This window comes from Streptomyces sp. B21-083, from assembly GCF_036898825.1.
Taxonomy (GTDB): Bacteria; Actinomycetota; Actinomycetes; order Streptomycetales; family Streptomycetaceae; genus Streptomyces.
Genome location: NZ_JARUND010000002.1, coordinates 1,852,857 through 1,878,120 on the forward strand (window position 1 = coordinate 1,852,857; position 25,264 = coordinate 1,878,120).

Annotated in this window: 17 protein-coding genes and 1 pseudogene; 9 read left to right on the forward strand and 9 right to left on the reverse strand. The window is 69.3% G+C overall.

Annotated elements, in window-relative coordinates; genetic code table 11:
• Positions 1-67 precede the first annotated feature (67 nt).
• The 4 genes from QA861_RS32420 to metH all read right to left on the reverse strand — a co-directional run bounded on the left by QA861_RS32420 (position 68) and on the right by metH (position 8,145).
• On the reverse strand, positions 68-1,648 hold the full coding sequence (locus QA861_RS32420) for an ABC transporter substrate-binding protein (RefSeq protein ID WP_334592199.1): 1,581 nt from the start codon (positions 1,646-1,648) through the stop codon (positions 68-70).
• Positions 1,649-1,733: 85 nt separating this feature from the next.
• Positions 1,734-3,338: an ABC transporter substrate-binding protein gene (locus QA861_RS32425; RefSeq protein ID WP_334592200.1), complete on the reverse strand. Its 1,605-nt coding sequence runs from the start codon at positions 3,336-3,338 to the stop codon at positions 1,734-1,736.
• A gap of 471 nt (positions 3,339-3,809) precedes the next feature.
• Complete coding sequence (locus QA861_RS32430) at positions 3,810-4,511, reverse strand: HAD family hydrolase (RefSeq protein WP_334592201.1); 702 nt, start codon at positions 4,509-4,511, stop codon at positions 3,810-3,812.
• Positions 4,512-4,626: 115 nt separating this feature from the next.
• On the reverse strand, positions 4,627-8,145 hold the full coding sequence (gene metH / locus QA861_RS32435) for a methionine synthase (RefSeq protein ID WP_334592202.1): 3,519 nt from the start codon (positions 8,143-8,145) through the stop codon (positions 4,627-4,629).
• A gap of 317 nt (positions 8,146-8,462) precedes the next feature.
• Between metH and QA861_RS32440 the strand changes: the two genes are divergently transcribed.
• From QA861_RS32440 to QA861_RS32455, 4 genes are all read left to right on the forward strand, one after another.
• Positions 8,463-9,227 carry an IclR family transcriptional regulator gene (locus tag QA861_RS32440; protein WP_334592203.1) on the forward strand — a complete coding sequence of 255 codons (765 nt, stop codon included), beginning with the start codon at positions 8,463-8,465 and terminating at the stop codon, positions 9,225-9,227.
• Positions 9,228-9,530: 303 nt separating this feature from the next.
• Positions 9,531-10,316, forward strand: coding sequence for an MIP/aquaporin family protein (locus QA861_RS32445; RefSeq protein WP_006373297.1), 786 nt, complete (start codon positions 9,531-9,533; stop codon positions 10,314-10,316).
• Positions 10,317-10,397: 81 nt separating this feature from the next.
• On the forward strand, positions 10,398-11,948 hold the full coding sequence (gene glpK / locus QA861_RS32450; protein ID WP_334592204.1) for a glycerol kinase GlpK: 1,551 nt from the start codon (positions 10,398-10,400) through the stop codon (positions 11,946-11,948).
• A gap of 7 nt (positions 11,949-11,955) precedes the next feature.
• Positions 11,956-13,572: a glycerol-3-phosphate dehydrogenase/oxidase gene (locus QA861_RS32455; RefSeq protein WP_334592205.1), complete on the forward strand. Its 1,617-nt coding sequence runs from the start codon at positions 11,956-11,958 to the stop codon at positions 13,570-13,572.
• 104 nt (positions 13,573-13,676) lie between these two features.
• Here the strand turns inward: QA861_RS32455 and mtnK are convergent, their stop codons facing one another.
• From mtnK to QA861_RS32475, 4 genes are all read right to left on the reverse strand, one after another.
• Positions 13,677-14,846 (reverse strand): S-methyl-5-thioribose kinase, encoded by a 1,170-nt coding sequence (gene mtnK, locus QA861_RS32460; RefSeq protein WP_334592206.1) that lies wholly within the window; start codon positions 14,844-14,846, stop codon positions 13,677-13,679.
• A gap of 11 nt (positions 14,847-14,857) precedes the next feature.
• A complete protein-coding gene (locus QA861_RS32465) occupies positions 14,858-15,907 on the reverse strand; it encodes an ABC transporter permease (protein WP_334592207.1) in 1,050 nt (349 codons plus the stop codon).
• Positions 15,908-16,082: 175 nt separating this feature from the next.
• A complete protein-coding gene (locus QA861_RS32470; protein WP_334592209.1) occupies positions 16,083-17,651 on the reverse strand; it encodes a sugar ABC transporter ATP-binding protein in 1,569 nt (522 codons plus the stop codon).
• Positions 17,638-18,735, reverse strand: a complete 1,098-nt coding sequence (locus tag QA861_RS32475) for a substrate-binding domain-containing protein (RefSeq protein ID WP_334592210.1) — start codon at positions 18,733-18,735, stop codon at positions 17,638-17,640. Before QA861_RS32475 ends, QA861_RS32470 begins: the two co-directional genes overlap by 14 nt.
• 557 nt (positions 18,736-19,292) lie before the next feature.
• Between QA861_RS32475 and QA861_RS32480 the strand changes: the two genes are divergently transcribed.
• From QA861_RS32480 to mtnB, 3 genes are read left to right on the forward strand one after another with little or no spacing between them, the layout of a single operon-like run.
• The gene (locus QA861_RS32480) at positions 19,293-19,892 is read left to right on the forward strand and encodes a 1,2-dihydroxy-3-keto-5-methylthiopentene dioxygenase (protein ID WP_334592211.1); all 600 of its coding nucleotides are present in this window, start codon (positions 19,293-19,295) and stop codon (positions 19,890-19,892) included.
• Positions 19,889-20,626 (forward strand): acireductone synthase, encoded by a 738-nt coding sequence (mtnC, locus tag QA861_RS32485; protein WP_334592212.1) that lies wholly within the window; start codon positions 19,889-19,891, stop codon positions 20,624-20,626. Before QA861_RS32480 ends, mtnC begins: the two co-directional genes overlap by 4 nt.
• A complete protein-coding gene (mtnB, locus tag QA861_RS32490) occupies positions 20,623-21,243 on the forward strand; it encodes a methylthioribulose 1-phosphate dehydratase (protein ID WP_334592213.1) in 621 nt (206 codons plus the stop codon). The genes mtnC and mtnB overlap by 4 nt, the downstream gene beginning before the upstream one ends.
• A 67-nt stretch (positions 21,244-21,310) precedes the next feature.
• On the opposite strand, the gene mtnA is transcribed toward mtnB, so the two are convergent.
• Positions 21,311-22,351, reverse strand: a complete 1,041-nt coding sequence (mtnA, locus tag QA861_RS32495; protein ID WP_334592214.1) for an S-methyl-5-thioribose-1-phosphate isomerase — start codon at positions 22,349-22,351, stop codon at positions 21,311-21,313.
• Positions 22,352-22,665: 314 nt separating this feature from the next.
• Between mtnA and QA861_RS32500 the strand changes: the two are divergent.
• Both QA861_RS32500 and QA861_RS32505 read left to right on the forward strand, forming a co-directional pair.
• A pseudogene (locus QA861_RS32500) lies at positions 22,666-23,717 on the forward strand (BMP family ABC transporter substrate-binding protein).
• Complete coding sequence (locus tag QA861_RS32505) at positions 23,695-25,245, forward strand: ABC transporter ATP-binding protein (RefSeq protein ID WP_334592215.1); 1,551 nt, start codon at positions 23,695-23,697, stop codon at positions 25,243-25,245. Before QA861_RS32500 ends, QA861_RS32505 begins: the two are co-directional and overlap by 23 nt.
• Positions 25,246-25,264 lie beyond the last annotated feature (19 nt).

Sequence of the window (25,264 nt, forward strand, 5' to 3'; positions counted from 1 at the left end):
CGGTGTGTACGACGACGAGGGCGCCCCTTCCGGGATCGGAAGGGGCGCCCTCGTGTGTGCGGCCGGCTCAGCCCTTGTTGATCTCCCAGAAGCGGAAGACGGTCGAGGCGTCGAGGCAGTACTCCAGGCCGTAGACGTTGTCGCGGGCGACGGCGTACTGCTTGGCCTGCCAGATGGGGAGGACGGGGAGCTCCTTGGCGACGATGTTCTGGAGCTCGGCGAAGTCCGTGTCGGTCGCTGCCCGGTCGCTCTGGGCGGCGGTGCCGGGGATGAGGGTGTCGGTGATGGTGCCGTTGGTGTAGTTGTTGCCGAGGACGTTGCCCTGGCCGAAGAACGGGGCGGTGAAGTTGTCGGCGTCGGGGTAGTCCGGCACCCAGCCCTTCACGTACACACCGTACTTGCCGGCCTCGATGTCCTTCTCGTACTGCGCGAAGGGCACGGACTTGACGGTCGCCTCGAACAGGCCGCTGGCGTTGAGCTGCTTGGCGATGGCCTTGAACTCGTCGTCGGTGGCGGGTCCGTAGCGGGACGGGGTCGACCAGAGGGTCAGCTTGACCTTGCCGGTGACGCCGTCGGCCTGGAGGGCCTCCTTGGCCTTGGCCGTGGAGGGGCGGGCACCGTAGGTGTCGAAGAAGGCGGTGTTGTGACCCGCGATGCCGGCCGGGATGATCGAGTAGAGGGGGGTCGCGGTGTCCTCGTAGACCTGGTCGACGAGGGCCTCACGGTCGAGGAGGTAGGCGATGGCCTTGCGTACCCCGAGTTTTCCGGCGACCGGGTCGTTCATGTTGAAGACGAGGTGCTGGACCTCGGCGCTGGTGCCCTCGACGATGTCGATGCCCCCGTCGCCGCTGTCCTTCTCGATGTCGGCTATGTCGCCGGCCTTGAGGCCTCGGTAGGCGATGTCGATGTCCTTGTCGACGAGGGCGCTCTTCAGCTTGGTCTGGTCGCCGTGGAAGAACTTGAGGGTGACGCCGGAGTTGCGGACCTTGGCGGTGCCCTTGTAGTTCGGGTTGACGGAGAAGACCGCGCTGTCCTCGCCGAACGAGTCGAGCTTGTAGGGGCCGGAGCCGACGGCTTCGCCGTCCTCGCGCAGGCCGTCCTTGTCGTACTGGCTGTGGTCGACGATCGAGCCGGCGCCGGAGGCGATCTTGCTGGGGAAGGTGGCGTCGGGCACCTTGAGGTGGAAGACGACGGTCTTCTCGTCCGGGGTGTCCACCGAGCCGAGCATCGGGAACATGATCGCGGGGCCCGCGTCGTCGTTGATCTTCAGCATGCGGTCGAAGGAGAACTTGACGTCCTCCGAGGTGAGCGCGTCACCGTTGCTGAACTTCAGGCCGTCGCGCAGGGTGCACTCGAACACCTTGGTCTGCGCGTCGCTGAAGGCGCACTCCTTGGCCGCCTCGGGCTGCGGTTCGGTGCCCCCGTTGGGGAAGCTCAGCAACGACTGGAAGACGTTGTTGAACAGCAGCCAGGAACCCGGGTCGTAGCCGGAGGCCGGGTCGGTGGCCAGGACGTCGTCGGACATCCCCATGACCACGGTGGAGCCGTCGGCCCCCGAGTCACCGTTCTCCGAGCCGCATCCGGTCAACAGGCCGGAGGCCAGCCCCGCCACGATGGGCAGGACCGGCCACTGGTTGCGCAGATTCACGTGGAAGTGCCTTGTCGTCGGGTCTTGGTTACCCGGAGCCGTCCCAGCCCCGGGTCGGGAAGTGTGCCTCGGACGGGTGTGCGGGTCAGTTGCTCACACCGCGGCCGAGTTCCCAAAGCTGGAGCGTCGAGGCGGAGTTGAGCGCCCACTCGGCGCCGGTGATGCCGTCGCGTGCAGCGATGTACTGGTTGCCCTGCCACAGCGGCAGTACGGGTACGTCGTCAGCCACGATGTCCTGGATGTCCGTGAGGCTCGCGGTGGCGGTGAGGCGGTCGGCCTCACGGCGGGACTCGGGTATCAGGCTGTTACGGATCCTGGTGTTGGCGTACGGCAGGTTGAGGAAGTTGTCCTTGTCGAGGAAGGGCGCGAGGTAGTTGTCGGCGTCGGGGAAGTCGGGGAACCAGCCCATGCCGTAGACGTCGTACTCGCCTTCCTTCTCGGCCGGGCGGAAGGTGTCCCAGGGGGCGCCCTTGATGGTCACCTTGAACAGTCCGCTGGCGTTGAGCTGCCGCTGCAGTTCCTCGAACTCCGGCTTGGTGGCCGAGCCGTAGTGGTCGGTCGTGTAGTGCAGGGTCAGCTTCACCGGGGTGGTGATGCCGGCGCCCTCCATCAGGGTTTTGGCCTTGACGTCGTCGGGCTCGCCGTACTTGTTGAAGAAGGAGTTCGAGTGGCCAGTGATGGTGGCCGGGACCAGCGAGTAGAGCGGCTGGGCCTCGTCGCCGTACACCTTCGCGACGAGTTGGGCGCGGTTGATGATCTGGGCCATCGCCTGGCGGACCGCTTTCGTCTTCACCGTCGGGGCGTTGGTGTTGAAGGCGAGGTAGCGGATTTCGAGGCCGGGCATCTGGACGAGGTCGATGTCGCCGGTCGAGTCGTCGCCGAGCTTTTTGATCTGCTCGGGCGACATCGAGCGGGTCATCAGGTCGATGTCACCCTTGGAGAGCGCGGTGCCCATCTCGGCGGCGTCCGCGAAGGAACGCAGTTCGACCTTGTCGTTCTTCGGTGTCAACTGCCCCTGGTAATGGGAGTTCTTGGTGAAGACGGCCTTGACGAGTTCGTCGTTCTTGACCTCGGCGTGGAGCGTGTACGGGCCGGAGCCGTCGACGTCGAAACCGTCGCGCAGCTTGTCCTTGTCGTAGTCGGCGGGGTTGATGATGCCCGCGACCGGGGTGGACAGCTTGAACGGGAACGTGGCGTCGGCGCTCTTGAGGTGGAAGATGACCTCGCGGTCGCCCTGGGTCTCGACGGTGTCGATCGTGGACAGCAGGGCGAACACACCGCTGTCGGCCTGGATCCGCAGGGCCCGGTCGATGGAGAACTTCACGTCGGAGGCCTTGACGGCGTCGCCGTTGGAGAACTTGAGGTCCTTGCGCAGGGTGCAGGCGTAGCGCTCGTTGCCGCTGTCCGTGAACGCGCACTTCTCGGCGGCCTCGGGGACCGGCTCGCCGTCGCCGCGCGGCTGGACCATGAGGGTCTGCACGGTCTGGCGCAGGATGTTCCAGGTGCCGACGTCGTAGGCGTAGGCCGGGTCGATCGGCGCGGGCGCGTCTTTCGTGGCGGTGAACCGGTCCGTGGTGCCGACGACGATCGCGCCGCTGCTGCTGCCCGTGCCGTCGACTCCGCCACAGGCGGCGAGTACCGGAGCGAGCAGGCCGACCACGGTCGGCAGCACCAAAGTCTTGCGGTTCATGCTCGGGTTCTCCAGGCTGTCGATCCCAGGGGGCCCGGCGGGCGTGGGGTGGTGCGCGCGGGTGAGGGATTGTGTCGATGTTCTCCGAACGAGATTAGTCCGGACCGCGGAGCCGCCCGCATGCGGCCGGAGTTGGTGGCTCATCACGCTGCGAAACCGGGTGTGGACGCACCGAAAAACCGACAGTGGAAGGATTCCGCGCAGGCTGTCCCCAATCAGGACACAAGGGTGTGCCGGGAGTCCCCGAACGAGGTGCGTGTACACGGCACTTGCCCGCTGTCGAGCCCCTGTCGCGTGGCGAAACTCACACGTCGGAAGCGCGCGGGCGCGTTCGTGAATTCAGTCGCGGACGGAGATCAACAGAGGGTCGCAATTCTCAATTGATGGGCTGCCCGTTCATCCGCGCGTTATCCCGCATTCGATCGGGCACACTCGGTAAACGGGTCGACCCATTTCCGTCATCGGCCGTCCTCATCGATCGCTCTTCATCAGTCCGCGCAGAAAGGGCAGGTCGACTTCTTCCAGCGAGGTCACGATCGTGCGGCGCGCGCCCGGGGCGATGGGGGCTACCGACGGTACGGCCACGACCTGGCAGCCGGCGGCCTCCGCTGCCGCCACCCCGGTCGCCGTGTCCTCGACGACGGCGCATCTCACCGGGTCGACGCCGAGTCCGGCGGCCGCGACGAGATAGGGGTCGGGGTACGGCTTCGTACGCTCCACCTCGTCGCCGGCGATGCTCAGGGCGAAGTGCTGCGGGCCCAGCGAGGCCAGGACACGGTCGATGATCCGGCGGTGCGAGGCGGAGACGAGGGCGGTCGGGATCTCGTGCGCGGAGAGTTCGGCGAGGAGCCGGGCGGCGCCAGGCATCAGGGGCAGGGAGCGGCCGATGCGGTCCTCGAACCCGTCGTTGAGCAGTACCGAGAGTTCGGCGAAGCTGATGTCGGCACCGGTGGCCTCGATGAGGAATCCGGCGCTGCGGGTCATCGGGCCGCCGACCACGACGTGCCGCCAGGACTCGTCGAGGATATGGCCGAGGCCGGCGAAGATCTCCACCTCGACGTCCCACCAGAAGCCCTCGGTGTCCACCAGGGTGCCGTCCATGTCGAGGAGTACGGCCTGCAGTGCTGAGCCTTCGGCCGTACGGGTTCCGAGCGCGGGGACCGTGCTGGTCATCCTGGCGCACCTCCTTGAGGGACGATCAGGCCGGTTGCCCCTGAGTGCACAGAGGGCAACCGGCCTGCGGTGGACCGTCAAGTGTACGTCGTGTCCGATCAGCGCGCGCTGGAACTCAGCGTGCGTTGAAGTACTTCGCCTCGGGGTGGTGGATGACGATGGCGTCGGTGGACTGCTCGGGGTGGAGCTGGAACTCCTCGGAGAGGTGGACGCCGATGCGCTCGGGCTGGAGGAGGTCGGCGATCTTGGCGCGGTCCTCCAGGTCGGGGCAGGCGCCGTAGCCGAGGGAGAAGCGGGCGCCCCGGTACTTGAGGGCGAACATGTCCTCGACTTCGGCCGGGTCCTCGCCGGCGAAGCCCAGTTCGGAGCGGACCCGTGCGTGCCAGTACTCGGCGAGGGCTTCTGCCAACTGGACGGACAGGCCGTGCAGTTCGAGGTAGTCGCGGTAGGAGTTCGCCTCGAACAGCTTGGCGGTCTCCGCACCGATCCGGTTGCCCATGGTGACGACCTGGAGGCCTACGACGTCTGTCTCGCCGGACTCCTCCGGGCGGAAGAAGTCGGCCAGGCACAGCCGGCGGCCACGGCGCTGGCGCGGGAACGTGAACCGCGTCCGCTCGTTGCCCTGGTCGTCGAGGATGATCAGGTCGTCGTCCTTGGAGACGCACGGGAAGTAGCCGTAGACGACGGCCGCCTCCAGCAGGCTCTCCGTCTGGAGCTTGTCCAGCAGGCCGCGCAGGCGGGGCCTGCCCTCGGTCTCGGCCAGCTCCTCGTAGGTGGGGCCGTCGCCGGTGCGGGCCTGCTTGAGGCCCCACTGGCCCTTGAAGAGGGCGCCCTCGTCGAGCCAGCTCGCGTACTCCTTGAGCTGGATGCCCTTGATGACACGCGTGCCCTGGAAGGGCGGGGTGGGGATCGGGTTGTCGGTGGCGACGTCGGAGCGGACGTGACCCTCCTCGGGCCGCTCCTCGACCACCGTGTCGGCGGCGCTCGCACGGACGCGGCGCTGCTTGAGCTCGGGCAGCTTGGCGCCGGCGACGCCACGCTTGACGCCGATCAGGGCGTCCATCAGGCGCAGGCCCTCGAAGGCGTCGCGGGCGTAGCGGACCTCGCCCTCGTAGATCTCGTGCAGGTCCTGCTCGACGTAGGCACGGGTGAGGGCGGCGCCGCCCAGGATGACCGGGTAGTCGGCGGCCAGCTTGCGCTGGTTGAGCTCCTGGAGGTTCTCCTTCATGATCACCGTGGACTTGACCAGGAGGCCCGACATGCCGATGACGTCGGCGCGGTGCTCCTGCGCGGCTTCGAGGATCGCGGAGACCGGCTGCTTGATGCCGATGTTGACCACGTTGTAGCCGTTGTTGGTGAGGATGATGTCGACGAGGTTCTTGCCGATGTCGTGGACGTCGCCGCGCACGGTGGCCAGCACGATCGTGCCCTTGCCCTCGGCGTCGGACTTCTCCATGTGCGGTTCGAGGTGGGCGACGGCCGTCTTCATGACCTCGGCGGACTGCAGCACGAACGGCAGCTGCATCTGGCCGGAGCCGAAGAGCTCGCCGACGACCTTCATGCCCTCCAGGAGGGTGTCGTTGACGATGTCGAGGGCGGGGCGGGTCGTCAGGGCCTCGTCGAGGTCGGCCTCCAGGCCGTTCTTCTCACCGTCGATGATCCGGCGCTGCAGCCGCTCGTCCAGCGGCAGCGCGGCGAGTTCCTCGGCGCGGCCGTCCTTCATCGACTTGGTGTTGACGCCCTCGAAGAGAGCCATCAGCTTCTGCAGCGGGTCGTAGTCCTCGGCCCGCCGGTCGTGGATCAGGTCGAGGGCTGTGGTCACCTCCTCCTCGCTGAAGCGGGCGATGGGGAGGATCTTCGACGCGTGCACGATCGCCGAGTCGAGACCGGCCTTGACGCACTCGTCGAGGAAGACCGAGTTCAGCAGGATGCGGGCGGCCGGGTTCAGACCGAAGGAGATGTTGGACAGCCCGAGGGTGGTCTGGACGTCCGGGTGGCGGCGCTTGAGTTCGCGGATCGCCTCGATCGTGGCGACGCCGTCCTTGCGGGACTCCTCCTGGCCCGTACAGATCGTGAACGTGAGGGTGTCGATGAGGATGTCCGACTCGCGGATTCCCCAGTTCGTCGTCAGGTCCTCGATCAGGCGTTCGGCGATGGCGACCTTGTGTTCGACGGTGCGGGCCTGGCCCTCCTCGTCGATGGTCAACGCGATCAGCGCGGCACCGTGCTCCTGGGCCAGCCGGGTGACTTTCGCGAAGCGGGACTCCGGTCCGTCGCCGTCCTCGTAGTTCACCGAGTTGATGACGGCGCGCCCGCCGAGCTTCTCCAGGCCCGCCCGGAGCACGGGAACCTCGGTGGAGTCCAGGACGATCGGCAGGGTGGAGGCGGTGGCGAAGAGGCCGGCCAGCTTCTCCATGTCGGCGACGCCGTCGCGGCCCACGTAGTCGACGCAGAGGTCGAGCATGTGCGCGCCCTCGCGGATCTGGTCGCGTGCCATCTCGACGCAGTCGTCCCAGCGAGCCTCCAGCATGGCCTCGCGGAACTTCTTGGAACCGTTGGCGTTGGTGCGCTCACCGATCGCCATGTAGGCGGTGTCCTGGCGGAACGGCACGGTCTGGTAGAGCGAGGCGGCGCCGGGCTCGGGCTCGGGGCGGCGCTCGACGGGGGTGGCACCCTGCACGCGCTCCACGAGCTTTCGCAGGTGCTCCGGGGTGGTACCGCAGCAGCCGCCGACCAGGTTCAGGCCGTAGTCGTGCACGAAGGTGTCCTGGGCGTCGGCCAGGCCCTCGGGATCGAGCGGGAAGTGGGCGCCGTCCTTGGTGAGGATCGGCAGGCCTGCGTTGGGCATGCAGAGCAGCGGAGTGCGCGAGTGGCGGGACAGATAACGCAGGTGCTCGCTCATCTCGGCGGGGCCGGTCGAGCAGTTCAGCCCGATCATGTCGATGCCGAGCGGTTCGAGCGCGGTCAGCGCGGCACCGATCTCCGAGCCGAGCAGCATCGTGCCGGTGGTCTCGAAGGCCATCGAGACCAGCAGCGGCACGTCGAGGCCGGTGGCCTCCATGGCGCGGCGGGCGCCCACGATCGACGACTTCGTCTGGAGGAGGTCCTGCGTGGTCTCCACGATCAGGGCGTCGGCGCCACCGGCCAGGAGTCCCTCCGCGTTCGCCTGGAAACCGTCGCGGAGAGTGAGGTAGTCGATGTGGCCGAGGGACGGCAGCTTGGTGCCGGGGCCGATCGAGCCGAGGACCCAGCGCTGACGGCCGTCGCGGGCGCCGAACTCGTCGGCGGTCTCGCGGGCGATGCGGGCGCCGGACTCGGACAGCTCGTACACACGCTCTGCGATGCCGTATTCGGCTGCCGCCGTGTGGTTCGCACCGAACGTGTTCGTCTCGACGCAGTCCACGCCCACCGAGAAGTACGCCTCGTGCACGCTGCGCACGATGTCCGGGCGGGTGATGTTGAGGACCTCGTTGCAGCCCTCCAGTTGCTGGAAGTCCTCCAGCGTCGGGTCCTGCGCCTGCAGCATGGTGCCCATCGCACCGTCGGCCACCACCACTCGGGTGGCGAGCGCGTCCCGTAGGGCGGACACGCGGGTCCTGCTGTCGGTGGAAGGGGCGGACGACGAGGCGGCCATGTAAGGGCTCCCTGGAGTGCGACGGCTGTCGGCTTTGCGCCTTCCCGGGGAAGACGCACGCGGCCAGGGTAGCCCGGTGCGGGGCCGTATGGTCAGGGCGTCCACGGGACGGACGTACGTGGCGCGTGTGCCGTGGCCGAAAAGCCCCCCGGGGACGGGCGTGGCGTCAAGCCCGATGTACATGAGATGTACGAGGGATGTAACAGGTGTCGACGAGCCATTGGCGGGTGGTCGACATGGACCGGTAGTGTTCGACATTGCCGAACGGTGGCAGTGAACGCCGCGCGAGCGGTCGAGGGGACGGAGGCAGGACGGCGATGGCACGGAACATCCAGTCGCTCGAACGGGCGGCGGCGATGCTGCGGCTCCTCGCGGGCGGCGAGCGTCGGCTCGGTCTCTCGGACATCGCCTCGTCCCTCGGCCTCGCCAAGGGCACCGCCCACGGCATCCTGCGCACCCTCCAGCACGAGGGCTTCGTCGAGCAGGAGGCCGCGTCCGGGCGCTATCAGCTGGGCGCCGAACTGCTGCGCCTGGGCACCACCTACCTGGACGTCCACGAACTACGCGCGCGTGCCCTCGTATGGACCGACGACCTGGCCCGCTCCAGCGGCGAGAGCGTCCACCTCGGGGTGCTGCACCAGCAGGGCGTGCTCATCGTGCACCACGTCTTCCGCCCCGACGACAGCCGGCAGGTACTGGAGGTCGGGGCCATGCAGCCCCTGCACTCCACGGCCCTGGGCAAGGTCCTGTCGGCCTACGACCCGGTCGCGCACAGCGAGGTCCTGGAAGCCGAGCGCAAGTCGTTCACAGACCGGACGATCAGCGACCTGGAGGGCTTCGAGGGCGTCCTGGACCTCACCCGCGCGCGCGGGTACGCGGCCGACGTCGAGGAGACCTGGGAGGGCGTCGCGTCCATCGCCGCCCCCATCCACGACAGGCGGCGGATGCCGGTCGGCGCGGTGGCCGTCACCGGCGCCGTGGAACGGCTCCGCAGGGAGGGCGAGCTGCGCCCCGAGCTGATCGCGGCGGTGCGGGACTGCGCCCGCGCGGTGTCCCGGGATCTGGGCGCGGGACGGTTCTGACCCGACCGACAGGTTCTGAACTTTCGTACGAGAACGGCCGGGACATCTTGGATGTTCCGGTCTTTTCGTGTGCGGGGCGTGTGCGGACGGACGCGGGTCGCGACCGGCTCAAGATCGATAGCTCACAGCAATCAATAACGATCGTGTTTTCGATAACAGAGCTCTTGACGTGCCTGTAACACGGGGGCAAGACTCCCGTCCATCGGTCGACATTGCCGAACGCTGACCGGCAATAGGCGTTAGAGTGTGACAACGCCAAGGGCCGGCAGCTCTCCCTCTGGACGAAGGACAAAGGAGTCGCGGGTGTCCAGCTCCGACATCTTCATCGGCGAGACCATCGGTACCGCCATACTCATCCTGCTCGGTGGCGGCGTCTGTGCCGCCGTCACGCTGAAGGCCTCCAAGGCCCGCAACGCCGGCTGGCTCGCCATCACCTTCGGGTGGGGTTTCGCCGTACTGACGGCCGTCTACACCTCGGCACCGCTCTCCGGTGCCCACCTCAACCCGGCCGTGACTCTCGCGCTCGCCCTCAAGAAGGACGGCATCGACTGGAGCGACGTCCCGATCTACTGGGGCGGGCAGCTGCTCGGCGCCATGATCGGCGCGTCCCTGGTCTGGATCGCCTACTACGGCCAGTTCCTCGCGCACCTGACCGACAAGGAGATCGTCGGCACTCCGGCCGCGAAGGCCGTCGAGGCGCAGGAGAAGGGGGCCGGCCCGGTCCTGGGCATCTTCTCCACCGGCCCCGAGATCCGCGTGGCCTGGCAGAACGTGGCCACGGAGGTCATCGGCACGATCGTGCTGGTGCTCGCCGTCCTCACACAGGGCCTCAACGACAGCGGCAAGGGCCTCGGTGTCCTGGGTGCCCTGATCACCTCGCTCGTCGTGGTCTCCATCGGTCTGTCCCTCGGTGGTCCGACCGGCTACGCGATCAACCCCGCCCGTGACCTCGGTCCGCGTATCGTGCACGCGCTTCTGCCCCTGCCCAACAAGGGCGGCTCGGACTGGTCCTACGCCTGGGTCCCGGTGGTCGGTCCGCTGATCGGCGGCGCGATCGCTGCAGGCATCTACAACGTCGCTTTTGCTTAGAGCAGCCAGCACAGTCGAGGCAGCCTTGAGCACCAACGCCGTAAGCCAGCCCCTCACCCACGGACCTCTCAGGAGCACACAGTGACCGACGACGCGCACACCGCCGGCCCGTTCATCGCGGCCATCGACCAGGGCACCACCTCCAGCCGCTGCATCGTCTTCGACCGGGACGGCCGGATCGTCTCCGTCGACCAGAAGGAACACGAGCAGATCTTCCCGAAGCCGGGCTGGGTCGAGCACGACGCCACCGAGATCTGGACGAACGTCGAGGAGGTCGTCGCCGGAGCCATCTCCAAGGCCGGCATCACCCGCGACGACATCAAGGCCATCGGCATCACCAACCAGCGTGAGACGACGCTGCTGTGGGACAAGAACACCGGTGAGCCCGTCCACAACGCCATCGTCTGGCAGGACACCCGTACCGACACGCTCTGCAAGGAGCTGGGCCGCAACGTCGGGCAGGATCGTTTCCGCCGTGAGACCGGCCTGCCGCTGGCCTCGTACTTCGCCGGCCCCAAGGCCCGCTGGCTGCTCGACAACGTCGAGGGCCTGCGCGCCCGCGCCGAGGCCGGGGACATCCTCTTCGGCACCATGGACAGCTGGGTCATCTGGAACCTGACGGGCGGTGTCAACGGCGGTCACCACGTCACCGACGTCACCAACGCCTCCCGCACCATGCTGATGAACCTGCACACGCTGGAGTGGGACCCGAAGATCGCCGAGTCGATCGGCGTAACACTGTCGATGCTCCCGGAGATCCGCTCCTCCGCCGAGGTGTACGGCGAGGTCACGGGCGGCCCGCTCGGCGACCTGCTCGGCGGCATCCCGGTCGCCTCCGCGCTGGGCGACCAGCAGGCGGCCCTGTTCGGCCAGACCTGTTTCGCCGAGGGCGAGGCCAAGTCGACGTACGGCACCGGCACGTTCATGCTGATGAACACCGGTGACAAGATCATCAACTCCTACAGCGGCCTGCTCACCACGGTCGGCTACCGCATCGGCGACCAGGCCCCGGTCTACGCCCTGGAGGGCTCGATCGCGGTCACCGGTTCGCTGGTGCAGTGGATGCGCGACCAGATGGGCCTGATCTCCACCGCCGCCGAGATCGAGACGCTCGCGTCTTCGGTCGAGGACAACGGCGGCGCCTACTTCGTACCGGCCTTCTCCGGTCTCTTCGCCCCGTACTGGCGCTCCGACGCCCGCGGTGTGATCGCCGGCCTGACCCGGTACGTCACCAAGGCGCACCTCGCGCGCGCCGTGCTGGAGGCCACCGCCTGGCAGACCCGTGAGATCACGGACGCCATGACCAAGGACTCGGGCGTCGAGCTCGCGGCCCTCAAGGTCGACGGCGGCATGACCTCCAACAACCTGCTGATGCAGACCCTCTCGGACTTCCTGGACGCGCCGGTGGTGCGTCCGATGGTCGCCGAGACGACCTGCCTCGGTGCCGCCTACGCCGCCGGTCTCGCCGTCGGCTTCTGGACCAACACCGACGACCTGCGCGCCAACTGGCGCCGGGCCGCCGAGTGGACCCCCAACATGGACGCGGAAAAGCGCGACCGTGAGTACAAGAGCTGGCTCAAGGCCGTCGAGCGGTCCATGGGCTGGCTCGAAGACAGCTCTGTCGAGGAGTAAGAAACACATGACCAGCCAGTCCACCCTGCAGTCCGTGCCTGCCCTCGGTACGCACCCGGCCTTCGGCGTCAACCCGAGCCGCGCCGAGACCCGGGAGCAGCTTTCCAAGGCGACGTACGACCTTCTCGTGATCGGCGGTGGCATCCTCGGCATCTCGACGGCCTGGCATGCCGCGCAGTCCGGGCTGCGGGTGGCTCTGGTCGACGCCGGCGACTTCGCCGGCGCCACCTCCTCCGCCTCCTCCAAGCTTCTCCACGGCGGTCTGCGCTATCTGCAGACCGGCGCGGTGAAGCTGGTGGCGGAGAACCACTTCGAGCGCCGTGCGGTGTCCCGTCAGGTGGCTCCCCACCTGGCCAATCCGCTCACGTTCTACCTCCCCGTGTACAAGGGCGGGCCGCACGGCGCGGCGAAGCTCGGGGCGGGCGTCTTCGCCTACTCCGCCCTGTCGGCCTTCGGCGACGGCGTGGGCCACCTGCTGTCGCCGGCCAAGGCCGCGCAGGACGTGCCCGAGCTGCGCACCGAGAACCTCAAGGCCGTCGCGGTGTACGGCGACGGTCAGATGAACGACGCGCGCATGGCGCTGATGACGGTCCGTGCGGCCGTCGAGGCGGGCGCGGTCGTGCTCAACCACGCCGAGGTGTCCGGCCTGCGCTTCACAGGCGGCCGGGTCACCGGCGCGGACCTGCGCGACCGGCTCTCCGGTGACGACTTCGGCGTCGACGCCCGGCTCGTGCTCAACGCGACCGGCCCCTGGGTCGACCACCTGCGCAAGATGGAGAACCCGGACGCGGCGCCCTCCATCCGGCTGTCGAAGGGCGCGCACCTGGTCCTGAAGCGGACGTCTCCGTGGAAGGCCGCGCTGGCGACCCCGATCGACAAGTACCGCATCACCTTCGCCCTCCCCTGGGAGGACATGCTCCTGCTCGGCACCACCGACGAGGAGTTCGAGGGCGACCCGGCGGACGTCGCGGTCACCGAGAAGGACACGGCGCAGATCCTCGACGAGGCCGCGTTCTCCGTCCGCGACCAGCAGTTGTCCCGCGACCTGATCACGTACTCCTTCGCGGGTCTGCGGGTGCTGCCGGGTGGCCCCGGTGACACGGCGAAGGCCAAGCGGGAGACGGTCGTGACCGAGGGCCGGGGCGGGATGCTGTCCGTCTCGGGCGGCAAGTGGACGACCTTCCGGCACATCGGCCGTACGGTCATGGAGAAGCTGGAGACGTTGCCGGGCCGTCCGCTGGGTGACGGCTTCGAGCCGATCTCCGCGCTGCCGAAGAAGATGCCGCTGCCGGGGGTCGCGAACCCGCGTGCGGTCGCTCACCGGCTGCTGGTGGACAGCCCGGCGCCCGGGCCGCGTATGGGCGCCGACACGGCGAAGCACCTGGCGACGCACTACGGGTCGCTGGCGTTCGACATCGCGCGTCTCGCCAACGAGAACCCTGAGCTGGGTGAGCGGGTGCATGCTGATGCGCCGGAGATCTGGGCGCAGGTTGTGTACGCGCGGGACAGTGAGTGGGCCGAGACCGTGGATGATGTGCTGCGGCGGCGGACCACGTTGACGATTCGGGGGCTGGCTACGGACGAAGTCCGTTCCAAGGTTCAGGATCTGCTCGACAAGAAGTAAGCGGTACGGCGTTTGAGGGGCGGCTCCTTGTTGAGGGAGCCGCCCCTTTGCGTTTGTGGGTGTCTGCGGGCGCGTTGTGGCTTGTCGCGCAGTTCCCCGCGCCCCTAAATGCCCTCTGCTAGCGCTTCTACATCGCTCGGGGTGTTCAGCTCGCCCCTACGCACGATCAGTTCGCGGCCGATCAGTAGGGCCCTGCGGGAGGCCGGTACCGGGTCCGGGAGGGTCGTCAGGTCTGTCAGGTGGGCGAAGCCGATGATTCTGCGGATGATTTCCGTACCCGCGTAGCCCACTGCCTCCGTCCAGATCCTGCGCAGGAAGCGGTCCAGGTACGCGTCGTCGAAGAAGGTGCCGGTTCGGGTCGGCCACAGGTGGCGGAACTCGGACTCGAACGCGTTCCAGGACAGGGCGAGTTGGTCGGCGTGGTCCGTCAAAGAGCCCAGTGCGCGGGCCCGTTCCGCCGAGACCAGGGCGTTCGCCCAGTACAGGCCGAGGTCGAAGCCGATCGGGCCGACGAAGGAGAACTCTGGGTCGAAGACCCGTACCACCGGGGTGCCTTCGCGTTCGCCGACCATGACGCTGCCGGTGTGCAGGTCGCCGTGGAGGAGTGCCTGGGCGCTCGTCATGAAGGTGTGGCGGAGGTCGGCGACCTCCGTGCGGAGCCTCGCGTCCGCGCGGAACTCCGTGGCCAGGTCGTCCAAGCCCTCGTGCCAGTGGTTGTGTTCGTGCTCGACGTACGGCTCGGCGAGGACCACGTCCTCCGTGATCTTGCACAGCTCCGGGCTCACCGAGGCCGCCAGGAGTGCCTTGCGGTCCGCCGACTCCATGCCGAAGTCGCTGGTCGCGAACGCCAGTTGGGCGACGAACTCGCCGATCCGGGCGGACGTGTGCGGGCCGTACGACGCGCCCTCGTTGAGGAGCGTGCGCAGGACCTCCAGGTCGGACATGTCCTCCATGACGAGGGCGTAGTTCTCGGGGTCGTACCCGAGGATCGCCGGGATCTTGTCGGGGGCCACCTTCGCGACCTGCTCGTACGCCCGAGCCTCGGCGTCGGCGCGCTCGGGGCTCATCGGCCAGGACGGGCCGGCCACCCGGACCCAGGGCAGGGCCTGCTTGACGGCCAGGCTGCGGGTGCCGTCGGTGGACCTGGCGAGGAACACGCGGTTCATGTTGCCGTCGGAGACCTCGCGGACCTCGATGTCCGCCGGGTTCGCCCAGTGTCCGCGCTCGTTCAGGTACGCGGGGACGTCGGCCGGCTCCAGGATGCGGTAGCCCATCGTGAACCTCCTTATGCGGTGCGGCGCTTGGACAGGGTGAAGCTGAAGACCAGGGCGAGGATCAGGACGGCGCCCTCGACCACGTCCTGCGTGTAGTACGGCAGACCCTTGATGGTCAGGCCGGTGGTGATGATGCCGATGAGGACCGCGCCCAGGGCGGTGCCCCAGACGTTCGGGCGTCCCCGGCCGAGGACCGAGGTGCCGACCAGGGCGACGGCGACGGCTTCGAGCAGTTGGGAGGTACCCGCGGAGACGTCTCCCTGGCCGATGCGCGCCGCCAGGATCAGGCCGCCGATCGAGGCGAGGACGCCGGAAAGGACGTACGCCAGCGCCCGGTACGCGCCCACGCGGATGCCGGCCAGGCGGGAGGCCTCCGGGTTGGCGCCGATCGCGTACAGCACGCGGCCCCAGCGGGTACGGGCCAGGAAGACCCAGGCGACGACGGTGAGGGCGCCGAAGATGACCACGGAGACGGGGATGCCGAGGATCGTGCCCCGGTCGATGCGCAGGAAGCCCTCGGTGAACCTGCCGGGGGCCGTCGTGCCGTCGGACCGGGTCATGCCCGGGGTGATGGACTGGCCGTCGACCAGGATGAGTTTGGTGCCCTGGATGACGAACATGGTGCCCAGCGTGGCCAGCATGTCGGGGATCTTGAGGACCACGATGAGCAGGGCGTTGAGCAGTCCCGCGAGCGCTCCCGCGACGATCACCGCGATGATCGCGACCACGCCGACCTGGTTGTACGTGACCATCGTCTTCGCGGCGACGGTCACGCCGAGCCCGGCCACCGCGCCGACCGACATGTCCATTCCGCCGACGGCCATGGTGAGCGTGACACCGAGGCCGAGGATCGCGGCGACGGAGACGTACCGCAGGGTGTCGAGGAGGGTCGCGGAGTCGCGGAAGGACGGCTCGCTCAGCGCGAAGTACGCGAAGAGGGTGACGGTGACGAAGATGAAGCCGTACTTGATGACCGCGTTCTGGATGCGGGGGCCCGCGGCGGCGACGAGCGTGGACGGGGGCGCCGTCTTCGCGGGGGCGGCGCTCTTGGTGGTGGTCATGGGGTGCTTCCTGGGATGGCGTGCGATGGGGCCGGCGTGAGACGGGTAGCGGGTGCGGGTGGCGGAGTGGAGTTGCCCGGCGGGGCCGGCGGCCCCTTCAGGGGCGCGGGGAACTGCGCGACCAGCCCCCACCGAGCCGCAGCCGAAGACCGCCCGACCCGCGGAGCGCCCCCCATCAGACCGACGCCGAGATGGTCCGGATGACCCGGTCGCGTTCCGCGTCCTCGCCGTACGCGTCGAGGTGGATCTCGCCGGCCGCGAGGACGACGACCCGGTCGGCGACCTCCAGGATCTCGTCGACGTCGGCGGACAGGACGAGTACGGCGGCGCCCTCGGCGGCGAGGGCGCGGGCGCGGCGGCCGATGTCGCGCCGGGCGCCGATGTCCACGCCTCGGAACGGTTCGTCCAGGATGAGGACGCGGGGGCGTTCGGCGAGCCAGCGGCCGACGACGACCTTCTGCTGGTTGCCGCCGGACAGCTCCTCGACGGTGCTGTGTTCGTCCCGGGCGACGACACCGAGGGCCTCGATGGTGTCGCGGCCGAGGGCGTCCTCCTTGGAGCGGTTCACCAGCCCGGCCGTCGAGAGGGACCTGAGGAACGGCAGCGAGATGTTCTGGGCGAGTGACCAGCCGGGGACCAGGGCATCCGCGTGCCGGTCCTCGGGGACGAGGTGGACGCCGGCCCGGATCGCGTCGGCGGGGCGGCGCGGCGCGTACGGCTTGCCGTCCAGCTCGACGGCGCCGGTGGCGAAGGGTTCCGCGCCGAAGAGACCGCGGGCCAGTTCCGACTTGCCGGCGCCCAACAGGCCGACGATGCCGGTGACTTCGCCCGCTCGCAGGTCCAGGTTCTGGGGTGTACGGCCGTCCAGGAGCCGTACGCCGCGCAGGGACAGGAGGGTCTCGCCGGGCGCGTGCTCTGCGCGGGGGCGGGCGGTGGTCGCTTCCTGGGCCTGGGCGAGCATGGCGCGCAGGGCGCTGTCCCAGTCGAAGGGTTTGACCTGGTCCTCGGTGAGACGGCCGTCCCGAAGGACGACCAGTCGGTCCGCCAGCGCGTCGATCTCGCCGAGGCGGTGGGAGACGTAGAGGACCGCGATGTTGTCGTCGCGCATCTTCTCGACCAGCGCGAACAGGCGTTCCGCCTCCGCCGCGGAGAGCGCGGACGTCGGTTCGTCGAGGATCAGCAGCCCGGGGCGGGTGGCCAGGGCTCGGGCGAGGATCAGCAACTGGCGGTCGGAAATGCCGAGTTCGGTGACGTCCCGCTTGAGGAGGGCGTCGCTCCAGCCGAGGTCGAGGGCCGACTGGATCTCGCGGGCGCGGGCCAGTACGCGGCGCCCGTTCAAGAACGGGTTGCCGCGTGCCTGGGCCAGCTCCTCGAAGACCAGGTTCTCGGCGACGGTGAGCCCGGGCACGATGCCCTCGCCGATCCGCTGGTGGACCGTCTGGATGCCCAACTGGCGGGCGGCGAGCGGCGATTGGAGAGCGGCCCGGACCCCGTTCACCGTCACTTCGCCGCCGTGGTCCGTGTGGACGCCGGACAGGATCTTGATGAGCGTGGACTTGCCGGCCCCGTTCGCGCCGAGCAGCGCGACCACGCTGCCCGGTGCGATGTCCAGCGAGACGGACTCCAGGACCGTTCTGCCGCCGAAGGCCATGCTGACGTCCCGCAGACCGACCGCCGGCGAGGCCGGAGCGGCGTGCGACACCTCGGACGGCTCAGACGCCTTCGACGCCTCAGTGGGCGACATTGGCGATCCAGTCGGCCGTGCTGACCTGGGAGAGGTTCAGCGCGGGCAGTGCGGCGCGCAGCTGGTCCATGTTCTGGATGTTCTTGCTCTTCAGGAAGTCCTGGGTGATGGCGACGGCCGGGAACTCGACCGACGTCTTGTTCAGCTGTCCGGCCAGTTCCAGGGCGGCGGTACGGACGACCGCGGCGCCGACGGCGGACGGGTCGGTGCCCGCGGTGGCGACCCAGGGGCTGCCGGCGGCGGTCATGTTCTGGATGTCGGCGTTGGAGACGTCCGCGCCGAACACCTTCACCTTGTCCTGGAGTTTCTTGTTCTGCACGGCGAGGACGGTGCCCTTGGCCAGCTCGTCGTAGGGGGCGAAGACGCCCGTCACGTCCGAGTGCTGGGTGAGCGCGGCGGAGACCAGCGGCACGTTGTCCGTGGCGGTGGAGTCGGTGACCTTGCCGACCTTGAACGCCTGCTTCCAGCCGTTGGTGTCGACCGCCGACTTCCAGACGCTGTCGCGCTTGTCGAGGGCCGCGTAGCCGGCGACGTTGACGTAGCCGACCTTGGCGTTCTTGCCGAGTTCCTTCGCCATCACGTCGAGGACGGCCTGGGCCATGCTCGCGTCGTCCTGCTCGGTGCTGACGACGCCCTTCGTCGCGGTGTCGACGTCGTAGACGACGACCTTGACGCCCTTCTTCACGGCCTTGTCGATCTCGGGCTGGATCGTCGAGGGGAAGCCGTGGTCCACGATGATCGCCTGCGCGCCCGAGTTGATCGCCGAGGACAGGTCGGTGGCCTGCTTGGCGTTGTCGGCCTGGGCGTCGTACACGGTCAGGTCGATGCCGAGGGCCTTGGCCTGCGCCTTGGCGCCGTTGCCCCACTGCTCGAAGTAGTCGCCGGCGCCGCTCTGGCGGACCAGCGCGACCTTGACCGTGCCCTTGTCGAAGGGCGCGGGCTTCGTGCCGGTGGCGGCGGAGGCGGAGGCGCCCGTGTCGCCGGTGTTCTCGGAGGCGTTCGTCGACTGCGAGCAGCCCGCGAGGAAGAGCGCCGAGACGGAGGCCAGCGAGAGCGCGGCGAGGGGAAGACGGGTGCGGGACATGGCGGGACTCCAGGTGCGGGGCGGTACGGGAGGGAGAGGGAGATGAAGGGGCGCGATGGCCTGAAGGCGTAGGCGCGGGAGTGTCCGGCCCCGAGCGCGGTACGGCGGCGTGGGGTGGGATCCACGCCACGGCCGGGGGCGTCTCGGGTACTCCGGGTCAGGTCAGCGACAGCGGGCTGTGGTCGACCGGAGCAAGTCCACGTACAGCCGCCGCACGAGCAGCAGCGTCTTCATAGGGAGATCATGAGAACGTTTCCAGCCATTCGTCAAAGCCTTGGACACCGGATCTCAGCATATGGAACGCCGGATTCGTCACACTCTGACGACCCGCCGACGGGAGTTACCATCACGGAACCGGCATCCGATCCGGAACAGTGAGGCTTCCGATGATGACGACACCCTGCGCGACAGCGGTACGACGCTGTACCGACGCGCGGTGTCGCGGCTGTCGCGACTGACGACCGGCCCGTCACCTCCTGTTCCTGCCTTTGTTCGCTGCCCTCGTTCTCCCGTGTTCCACACTCCACTCCCCCCTTGAGCCCTCTGGAGTTGCTCCCATGACCCTGCTGACGACCTGGCCCGAGTCCGGCCCGGAGACCGTCGTGCGCCGTACCTCCGACCCGGCCGAGATCGCCGCCGCGCTTGCCCCCATCGGGGTGCGCTACGAGCAGTGGCCGATCCGCGAGGACGTGCCGGCGGACGCCGACAGCGACACCGTGTTCGCCGCGTACGGCCCGGAGATCGACAAGCTGAACGCCGAGGAGGGCTTCACCACGGTCGACGTCCTCGGTCTGCACCCCAGCGACGACCCGGAGTTCCCGGCGAAGGCGAAGGCGGCCCGCGCGAAGTTCCTCCAGGAGCACACGCACGACGACGATGACGAGGTCCGCTTCTTCGTCTCCGGCTCCGGCATCTTCTATCTGCACGTGGGCGGCGAGGTGCACGCCGTGTACTGCGAGAAGGGCGACCTGCTGGGCGTGCCGCGCGGCACCACCCACTGGTTCGACATGGGCACCAGCCCGGCCTTCACCGCGATCCGCTTCTTCCACGAGGAGGACGGCTGGATCGGCAACTTCACCGGCTCGGCCATCGCCTCCCGCTTCCCGGACTACGACACGATCGACGCCGGGTTCCAGCAGGACAGGGCCGCCGCGTGACGTCGCACCATGACGTGGACGACGTGGATGCCGTGGTGCTCGACATCGAGGGCACCACGAGCGCCACGGGGTTCGTCGTCGACGTGCTGTATCCGTACTCACGCTCTCGTTTCGGAGCACTGCTCTCGGAGCGGAGCGGTGATCCGGAGGTGGCGCGGGCGGTCGCGCAGGTGCGCGAGCTGATCGACGAGCCCGACGCCGATGCCGTGCTCGTCGAGAAGACCCTCAACGCCTGGCTGGACGAGGAACGCAAGGCGACGCCCCTCAAGACGCTTCAGGGCATCATCTGGTCCGAGGGCTTCGCGCGCGGCGACCTCGTCTCGCACTTCTACGACGACGTCCTGCCGGCGTTGCGCGCCTGGCACACGGCGGGGCTCCGGCTCTACGTCTACTCCTCGGGATCGGTCGCCGCGCAGCGCGCGTGGTTCGCGTCCACCCCGGAGGGCGACCTGCTGCCGCTCGTCTCGGGCCTGTACGACACCGAGAACGCGGGGCCCAAGCAGGAGCCGGAGTCGTACCGCCGGATCGCGGAGGCCACCGGCACCGCCGACCCGAGCCGTCTCCTCTTCCTCTCCGACCGGCCGGGCGAGCTGGACGCGGCGCGCGCCGCCGGGTGGCGGGCCGTGGGGATCCGGCGGCCCGGGGAGCCGTACTACGAGCAGGGCGTCGGGGACCACGCGCAGGCGGGGTCGTTCGACGAGATCAGCATCACCAGTTCAAGGAGCACCACATGACCGCCGACATCAGCACCCTCGACCTGGAGGAGGCGGGGGCGGTACTCGCCGCCGAGTCCGCCCGCTTCGCCTCCTTCGGCTGGATGCGGGGCACTTCCGGGAACCTGTCCGTGGTGCTGTCCCGCAGTCCGCTCCTTCTGGCGGTCACCGCGAGCGGTCACGACAAGGGCGAACTGACGCCCGCCGACGTGGTGTTGGTCGACTCGCGGGGCGCGGCTGTCGAGGGCGGCAAGCCGTCCGCCGAGGCCGAGCTGCACGCCCGGGTCGCCGCGCTGACCGGGGCCGGTGCGGTGGTGCACGTGCACACCGTGGCGTCGGTCGCGATGGGCCGGCGTGAGCCGGGCGGGATCGTGTTCAAGGACATCGAGATGCTCAAGGGTGTCGGCCGGCCCGCCCACGACGTCGAGGTGACCCTGCCGGTCATCGCCAACAGCCAGGACATGAAGGTGCTCGGCGACCGGCTGGAGGCGGCACGCGACCCCCGGATGCCGGCCGTGGTGGTCGCGGGGCACGGTCTGTACGTGTGGGGGGACAACCCCCGTCAGGCCCGGCACCACACCGAAGTCGTGGAGTGGCTGCTGGAGTTGGAGCTCAGCGCTCCGCGGGACGGACGGTAGTCAAACCGCGGGCCGGTGGGGGCTGGTCGCGCAGTTCCCCGCGCCCCTATCGGGGCGCGGGGAATCGCTACTTCAAGCGGTCGCCCGGGAGTTCACCGGCGGAGACCTCCAACACGCCCCGCTCGGTGACCAGTCCCGTCACCAGCCTGCCCGGCGTCACGTCGAACGCCGGGTTGTGGCCGCGCGACTCGGCGGGTGCCGTGCGGACGCCTGCCCACTCCAACACCTCGTTCTCGCCCCGGAGTTCGATGTGGATGTCGTCGCCGGTGGCCGTCGCCAGGTCCACCGTGGTCGTGGGCGCCGCCACCAGGAACGGGATTCCGGCGTCCGCGCAGGCCAGTGCGACCCCGACCGTGCCGACCTTGTTGGCGGTGTCCCCGTTCGCCGCGATCCGGTCCGCGCCGACGATCGCCGCGTCGACCTCGCCGCGCAGGATCGTGCCCGCCGCGGCCCCGTCCGCCTGGACGTAGTGCGGGATGCCCTCCTGGACCAGCTCCCAGGCGGTCAGGCGCGAGCCCTGGAGCAGCGGGCGCGTCTCGTCGGCGTACACGAGCTCCAGCCGGCCTCGCGCGTGCAGTTCGCGGATGACACCAAGTGCCGTACCCCATCCGGCTGTTGCGAGCGCACCCGTGTTGCAGTGGGTCAGGACGCGCAGCGGGCGGTCCCCGACGGTGTCGGCGACACGCTTGAGCAGCCAGTCGGCGCCGTGCGCGCCCATCGCGCGGTTGCCCTCGACGTCCTCGCGCTGCACGGCGGCGGCCTCTTCGAGTACCGCCTCCAGGCCCTCCTCGAAGCGGGTCATGACCCGGTCCACGCACACCATGAGGTTGACCGCGGTCGGCCGGGCCTCGCGGATCCGGGCCACGGCCTCGCGCACCTGCTCCTGCGTCCAGCCCGCACGCTCGCCCTGGAGCAGCGCCAGCGCGACCCCGTACGCGCCCGCCGCGCCGATCGCGGGCGCGCCCCGCACGACGAGCCGCTGGATCGCGTCCACCAACGCGTCCACATCGCGGACATCCCTGGTCTCGTGGCGGTGCGGCAGCAGGGTCTGGTCGATGAGCGCGAGGCTGTTTCCGGTCCAGCCGACGGCGCGCAGTTCCTGGGGCATAACGGGACGCTCCTGAAGTTCCGGCGGTGCGCGACACCGTACATGACCTCGAAGAACCACAGTTCGAGACAGCTGGGCCGGTGGCCGAACTCCGGTGTTAGAGTCCAGCACCCGCACCAGCAGGGCCCAGGTGAAGGAGGACGCGTGCCGCTCACCATGCGCCGCTTCCTCGACCACGGCCACTGTGCGAGCGACGGCTGTCGACGCTGACCCGTCCCCCTCCGCGTCCCCGTCCCGCCCCCTCTTTTCTCTCCCCACCCTCGGGCTCAGCGCAGAGCGCGGGCTGTGCCGTACGTGCCTTCGGAAGGTCCCCGATGCCTCGCAGATCCCGTCGTACGCTCCCGCTCGCCGCCATGAGCGTGCTGCTCGTCGCCGGTGCCACCGCCTGCAACGCCGCCGCGAAGGACGACGCGTCCTCCGACAGCGGCGCGGGCAGCACGTCGTTCACGCTCGTCACGCCGGACGCCGTCGGACAGAACGAGTTCCTCAAGCTGGCCGTGACCGGCGTCAAGGCAGCCGCGAAGGCGCACACCGGGACCGCGAAGGTGTTCGAGTCCACCGACACCGCCTCCCAGCAGCAGAACGTGCAGGCCGCCGTTGACGCGAAGCCCGACGTCGTCGTGCTGGTCGGCTTCGAGTTCGCGGACCTGGTCGCGCAGCAGGCGGCGGCGCATCCGAAGCAGCAGTTCCTGATGATCGACGCGTGCACGACCAGGGCGCTCGACAACGTCAGCTGCGGGGTCTTCCGCGAGCACGAGGGCGTCTTCCTCGCGGGCGCCGAGGCGGGGCTGCTGAGCAAAAGCGGCAAGGTCGGCGCGGTGGACGTGCTGGACACGCCCGTGTTCCGCCGCTTCAGCGACCCCTTCGCGGCCGGCGCCCAGCAGGTCGCGGCGAAGACGGAGACCGGTACCCGCTTCGTCGGCGGCCAGTCCCCGTTCGACGACTCGGCGCGCGCCAAGGAACAGGCGAACGACCTGTCTCCAAGGGCTACGACCAGCTGATGGCGGCTGCCGCGGCCGGCAACTACGGCGTGTTCGAGGCCGCCAAGGCGAAGGGCGCGTTCGCGTACGGCGTCGACGTCAACCAGTGCCCCTCGGCGCCCGGCACGGTCGTCGACAATGTGATCAAGCGCACGGACATCGCCGTGGAGAAGGGCATCGAGCAGGTCCTCGCCGGTCAGACGGGTACGACCACCTCGTACGGTCTGAAGGAGGGCGGGATCAGCCTCACGGGTCTGGAGAAGGGCGTCGGCTCGTCCAAGTGCGTGATCGCCGAGCACCCCGACGTCCTGAAGAAGATCGAGGCGCTGCGCGACCAGATCGTGTCCGGAGAGCTGACGGTCGATGACCCCGCCGCCGTCGGCTGACCCGGACGCGGCGGCCGTCGAACTCCGGGGAATCACCAAGCGGTTCCCCGGCACGCTCGCCAACGACTCCGTCGACCTGACCGTGCGGCGCGGCGAGATCCATGCCCTGATGGGCGAGAACGGCGCCGGCAAGTCGACACTGATGTCGGTGCTGTACGGGATGGAACGCCCGGACGCCGGTTCGGTCCGTGTGGACGGGGGCGAGGTCGTCTTCGCCGATCCCGGTGACGCGATGGCCGCCGGGCTCGGCATGGTCCACCAGAGCTTCAAACTGTTCGACTCGCTCACGGTCGCCGAGAACGTGGTCTACGCCGCCGAGCCACGCCGTTTCGGCCTGGTGGACCGGGGCGCGGCCCGCCGCCGGGTGCGTGAGCTCGCCGAGGAACACGGCCTCGCGGTCGATCCGGACGCCCGGGTCGGTGATCTGCCCGTGGGGCTGCGCCAGCGGGTGGAGATCCTGAAGCTGCTGCACCGCGGCGCCCGGACGCTCATCCTCGACGAGCCGACCGCCGTCCTGACACCCGCCGAGGCGGACGCCCTCTTCGCGGTTCTCAAGTCCCTTGCCGCACAAGGTCGTTCGGTCATCCTGGTCACCCACAAACTGCGCGAGGTCCTCGAAGGCAGCGACCATGTCACGGTGTTGCGGGACGGCCGGGTCGTCGCCGGGCTGGTCACCGCCGAGACATCCGCCGCCGAGATCGCCGCCGCGATGACCGGCCGCGCCGTGGAACTCGACCGCGTCCACGCCCCGGGCACCCCGGGTGACGTGATCCTGGACGTCGCCGGCCTCGCCACGGCCGGTGTACGGGACGTGCGACTCAGCGTCCGCGCCGGGGAGATCGTCGGCATCGCGGGCGTCGCCGGCAACGGCCAGAGCGAACTGGTGGAGGCGCTGGCCGGACTGCGTCCGGTGACCTCGGGCCGGGTCGCGCTGCTCGGCGACGACATCACACACGCCACCGCGACCGAGCGCCGCGCCAAGGGCCTCGCGTATGTCCCCGAGGACCGGCACGCCGTGGGTACGGCGCCCGCCGCGTCGGTCGCGGACAACCTGGCGATGGGCCATCACCGTACGTCGCTGTCCGCACGCGGGCTGCTGCCGCCCGCCGCTGTACGAGGTCACGCACGGCGCCTCGTCGAGCGCTTCGGCATCAAGGCGGCCTCCCCGGAGGTGCCCGCGTCGTCGCTGTCCGGCGGCAACCTGCAGAAGCTGCTCATCGGGCGCGAACTCGCCCACGAGGCACCGCTGTTGCTCGTGGAGCAGCCCACGCGCGGGGTCGACATCGGCGCCGTCCAGAACATCCACGACCAGCTGATCGCCTACCGCGACGCCGGCCACGCCGTCCTGCTCGTCTCGGCCGAGCTCAGCGAGATCCGGGGGCTCGCCGACCGGGTCCTGGTGATGTACGAGGGCCGGGTGACCGCGTCGTACACGAAGGCCGAGGCGGACGAACGGACGCTCGGGCTCGCCATGGCGGGCGGCGCCGACAGCCCGGCTCCCGGAGCCCCGGTGGAGGTCAGACACTGACATGGAACAAGCAACCCGA

Coding starts and splice junctions, on each gene's coding strand:
- QA861_RS32465 (WP_334592207.1), bottom strand. CDS start 15,907: ATGACCACCACCAAGAGCGCCGCCCCCGCGAAGACGGCGCCCCCGTCC.
- QA861_RS32475 (WP_334592210.1), bottom strand. CDS start 18,735: ATGTCCCGCACCCGTCTTCCCCTCGCCGCGCTCTCGCTGGCCTCCGTC.
- mtnA (WP_334592214.1), bottom strand. CDS start 22,351: ATGCCCCAGGAACTGCGCGCCGTCGGCTGGACCGGAAACAGCCTCGCG.
- QA861_RS32425 (WP_334592200.1), bottom strand. CDS start 3,338: ATGAACCGCAAGACTTTGGTGCTGCCGACCGTGGTCGGCCTGCTCGCT.
- mtnK (WP_334592206.1), bottom strand. CDS start 14,846: ATGGGCTACCGCATCCTGGAGCCGGCCGACGTCCCCGCGTACCTGAAC.
- QA861_RS32455 (WP_334592205.1), top strand. CDS start 11,956: ATGACCAGCCAGTCCACCCTGCAGTCCGTGCCTGCCCTCGGTACGCAC.
- QA861_RS32440 (WP_334592203.1), top strand. CDS start 8,463: ATGGCACGGAACATCCAGTCGCTCGAACGGGCGGCGGCGATGCTGCGG.
- QA861_RS32505 (WP_334592215.1), top strand. CDS start 23,695: ATGACCCCGCCGCCGTCGGCTGACCCGGACGCGGCGGCCGTCGAACTC.
- metH (WP_334592202.1), bottom strand. CDS start 8,145: ATGGCCGCCTCGTCGTCCGCCCCTTCCACCGACAGCAGGACCCGCGTG.
- QA861_RS32480 (WP_334592211.1), top strand. CDS start 19,293: ATGACCCTGCTGACGACCTGGCCCGAGTCCGGCCCGGAGACCGTCGTG.
- QA861_RS32470 (WP_334592209.1), bottom strand. CDS start 17,651: ATGTCGCCCACTGAGGCGTCGAAGGCGTCTGAGCCGTCCGAGGTGTCG.
- mtnB (WP_334592213.1), top strand. CDS start 20,623: ATGACCGCCGACATCAGCACCCTCGACCTGGAGGAGGCGGGGGCGGTA.
- QA861_RS32430 (WP_334592201.1), bottom strand. CDS start 4,511: ATGACCAGCACGGTCCCCGCGCTCGGAACCCGTACGGCCGAAGGCTCA.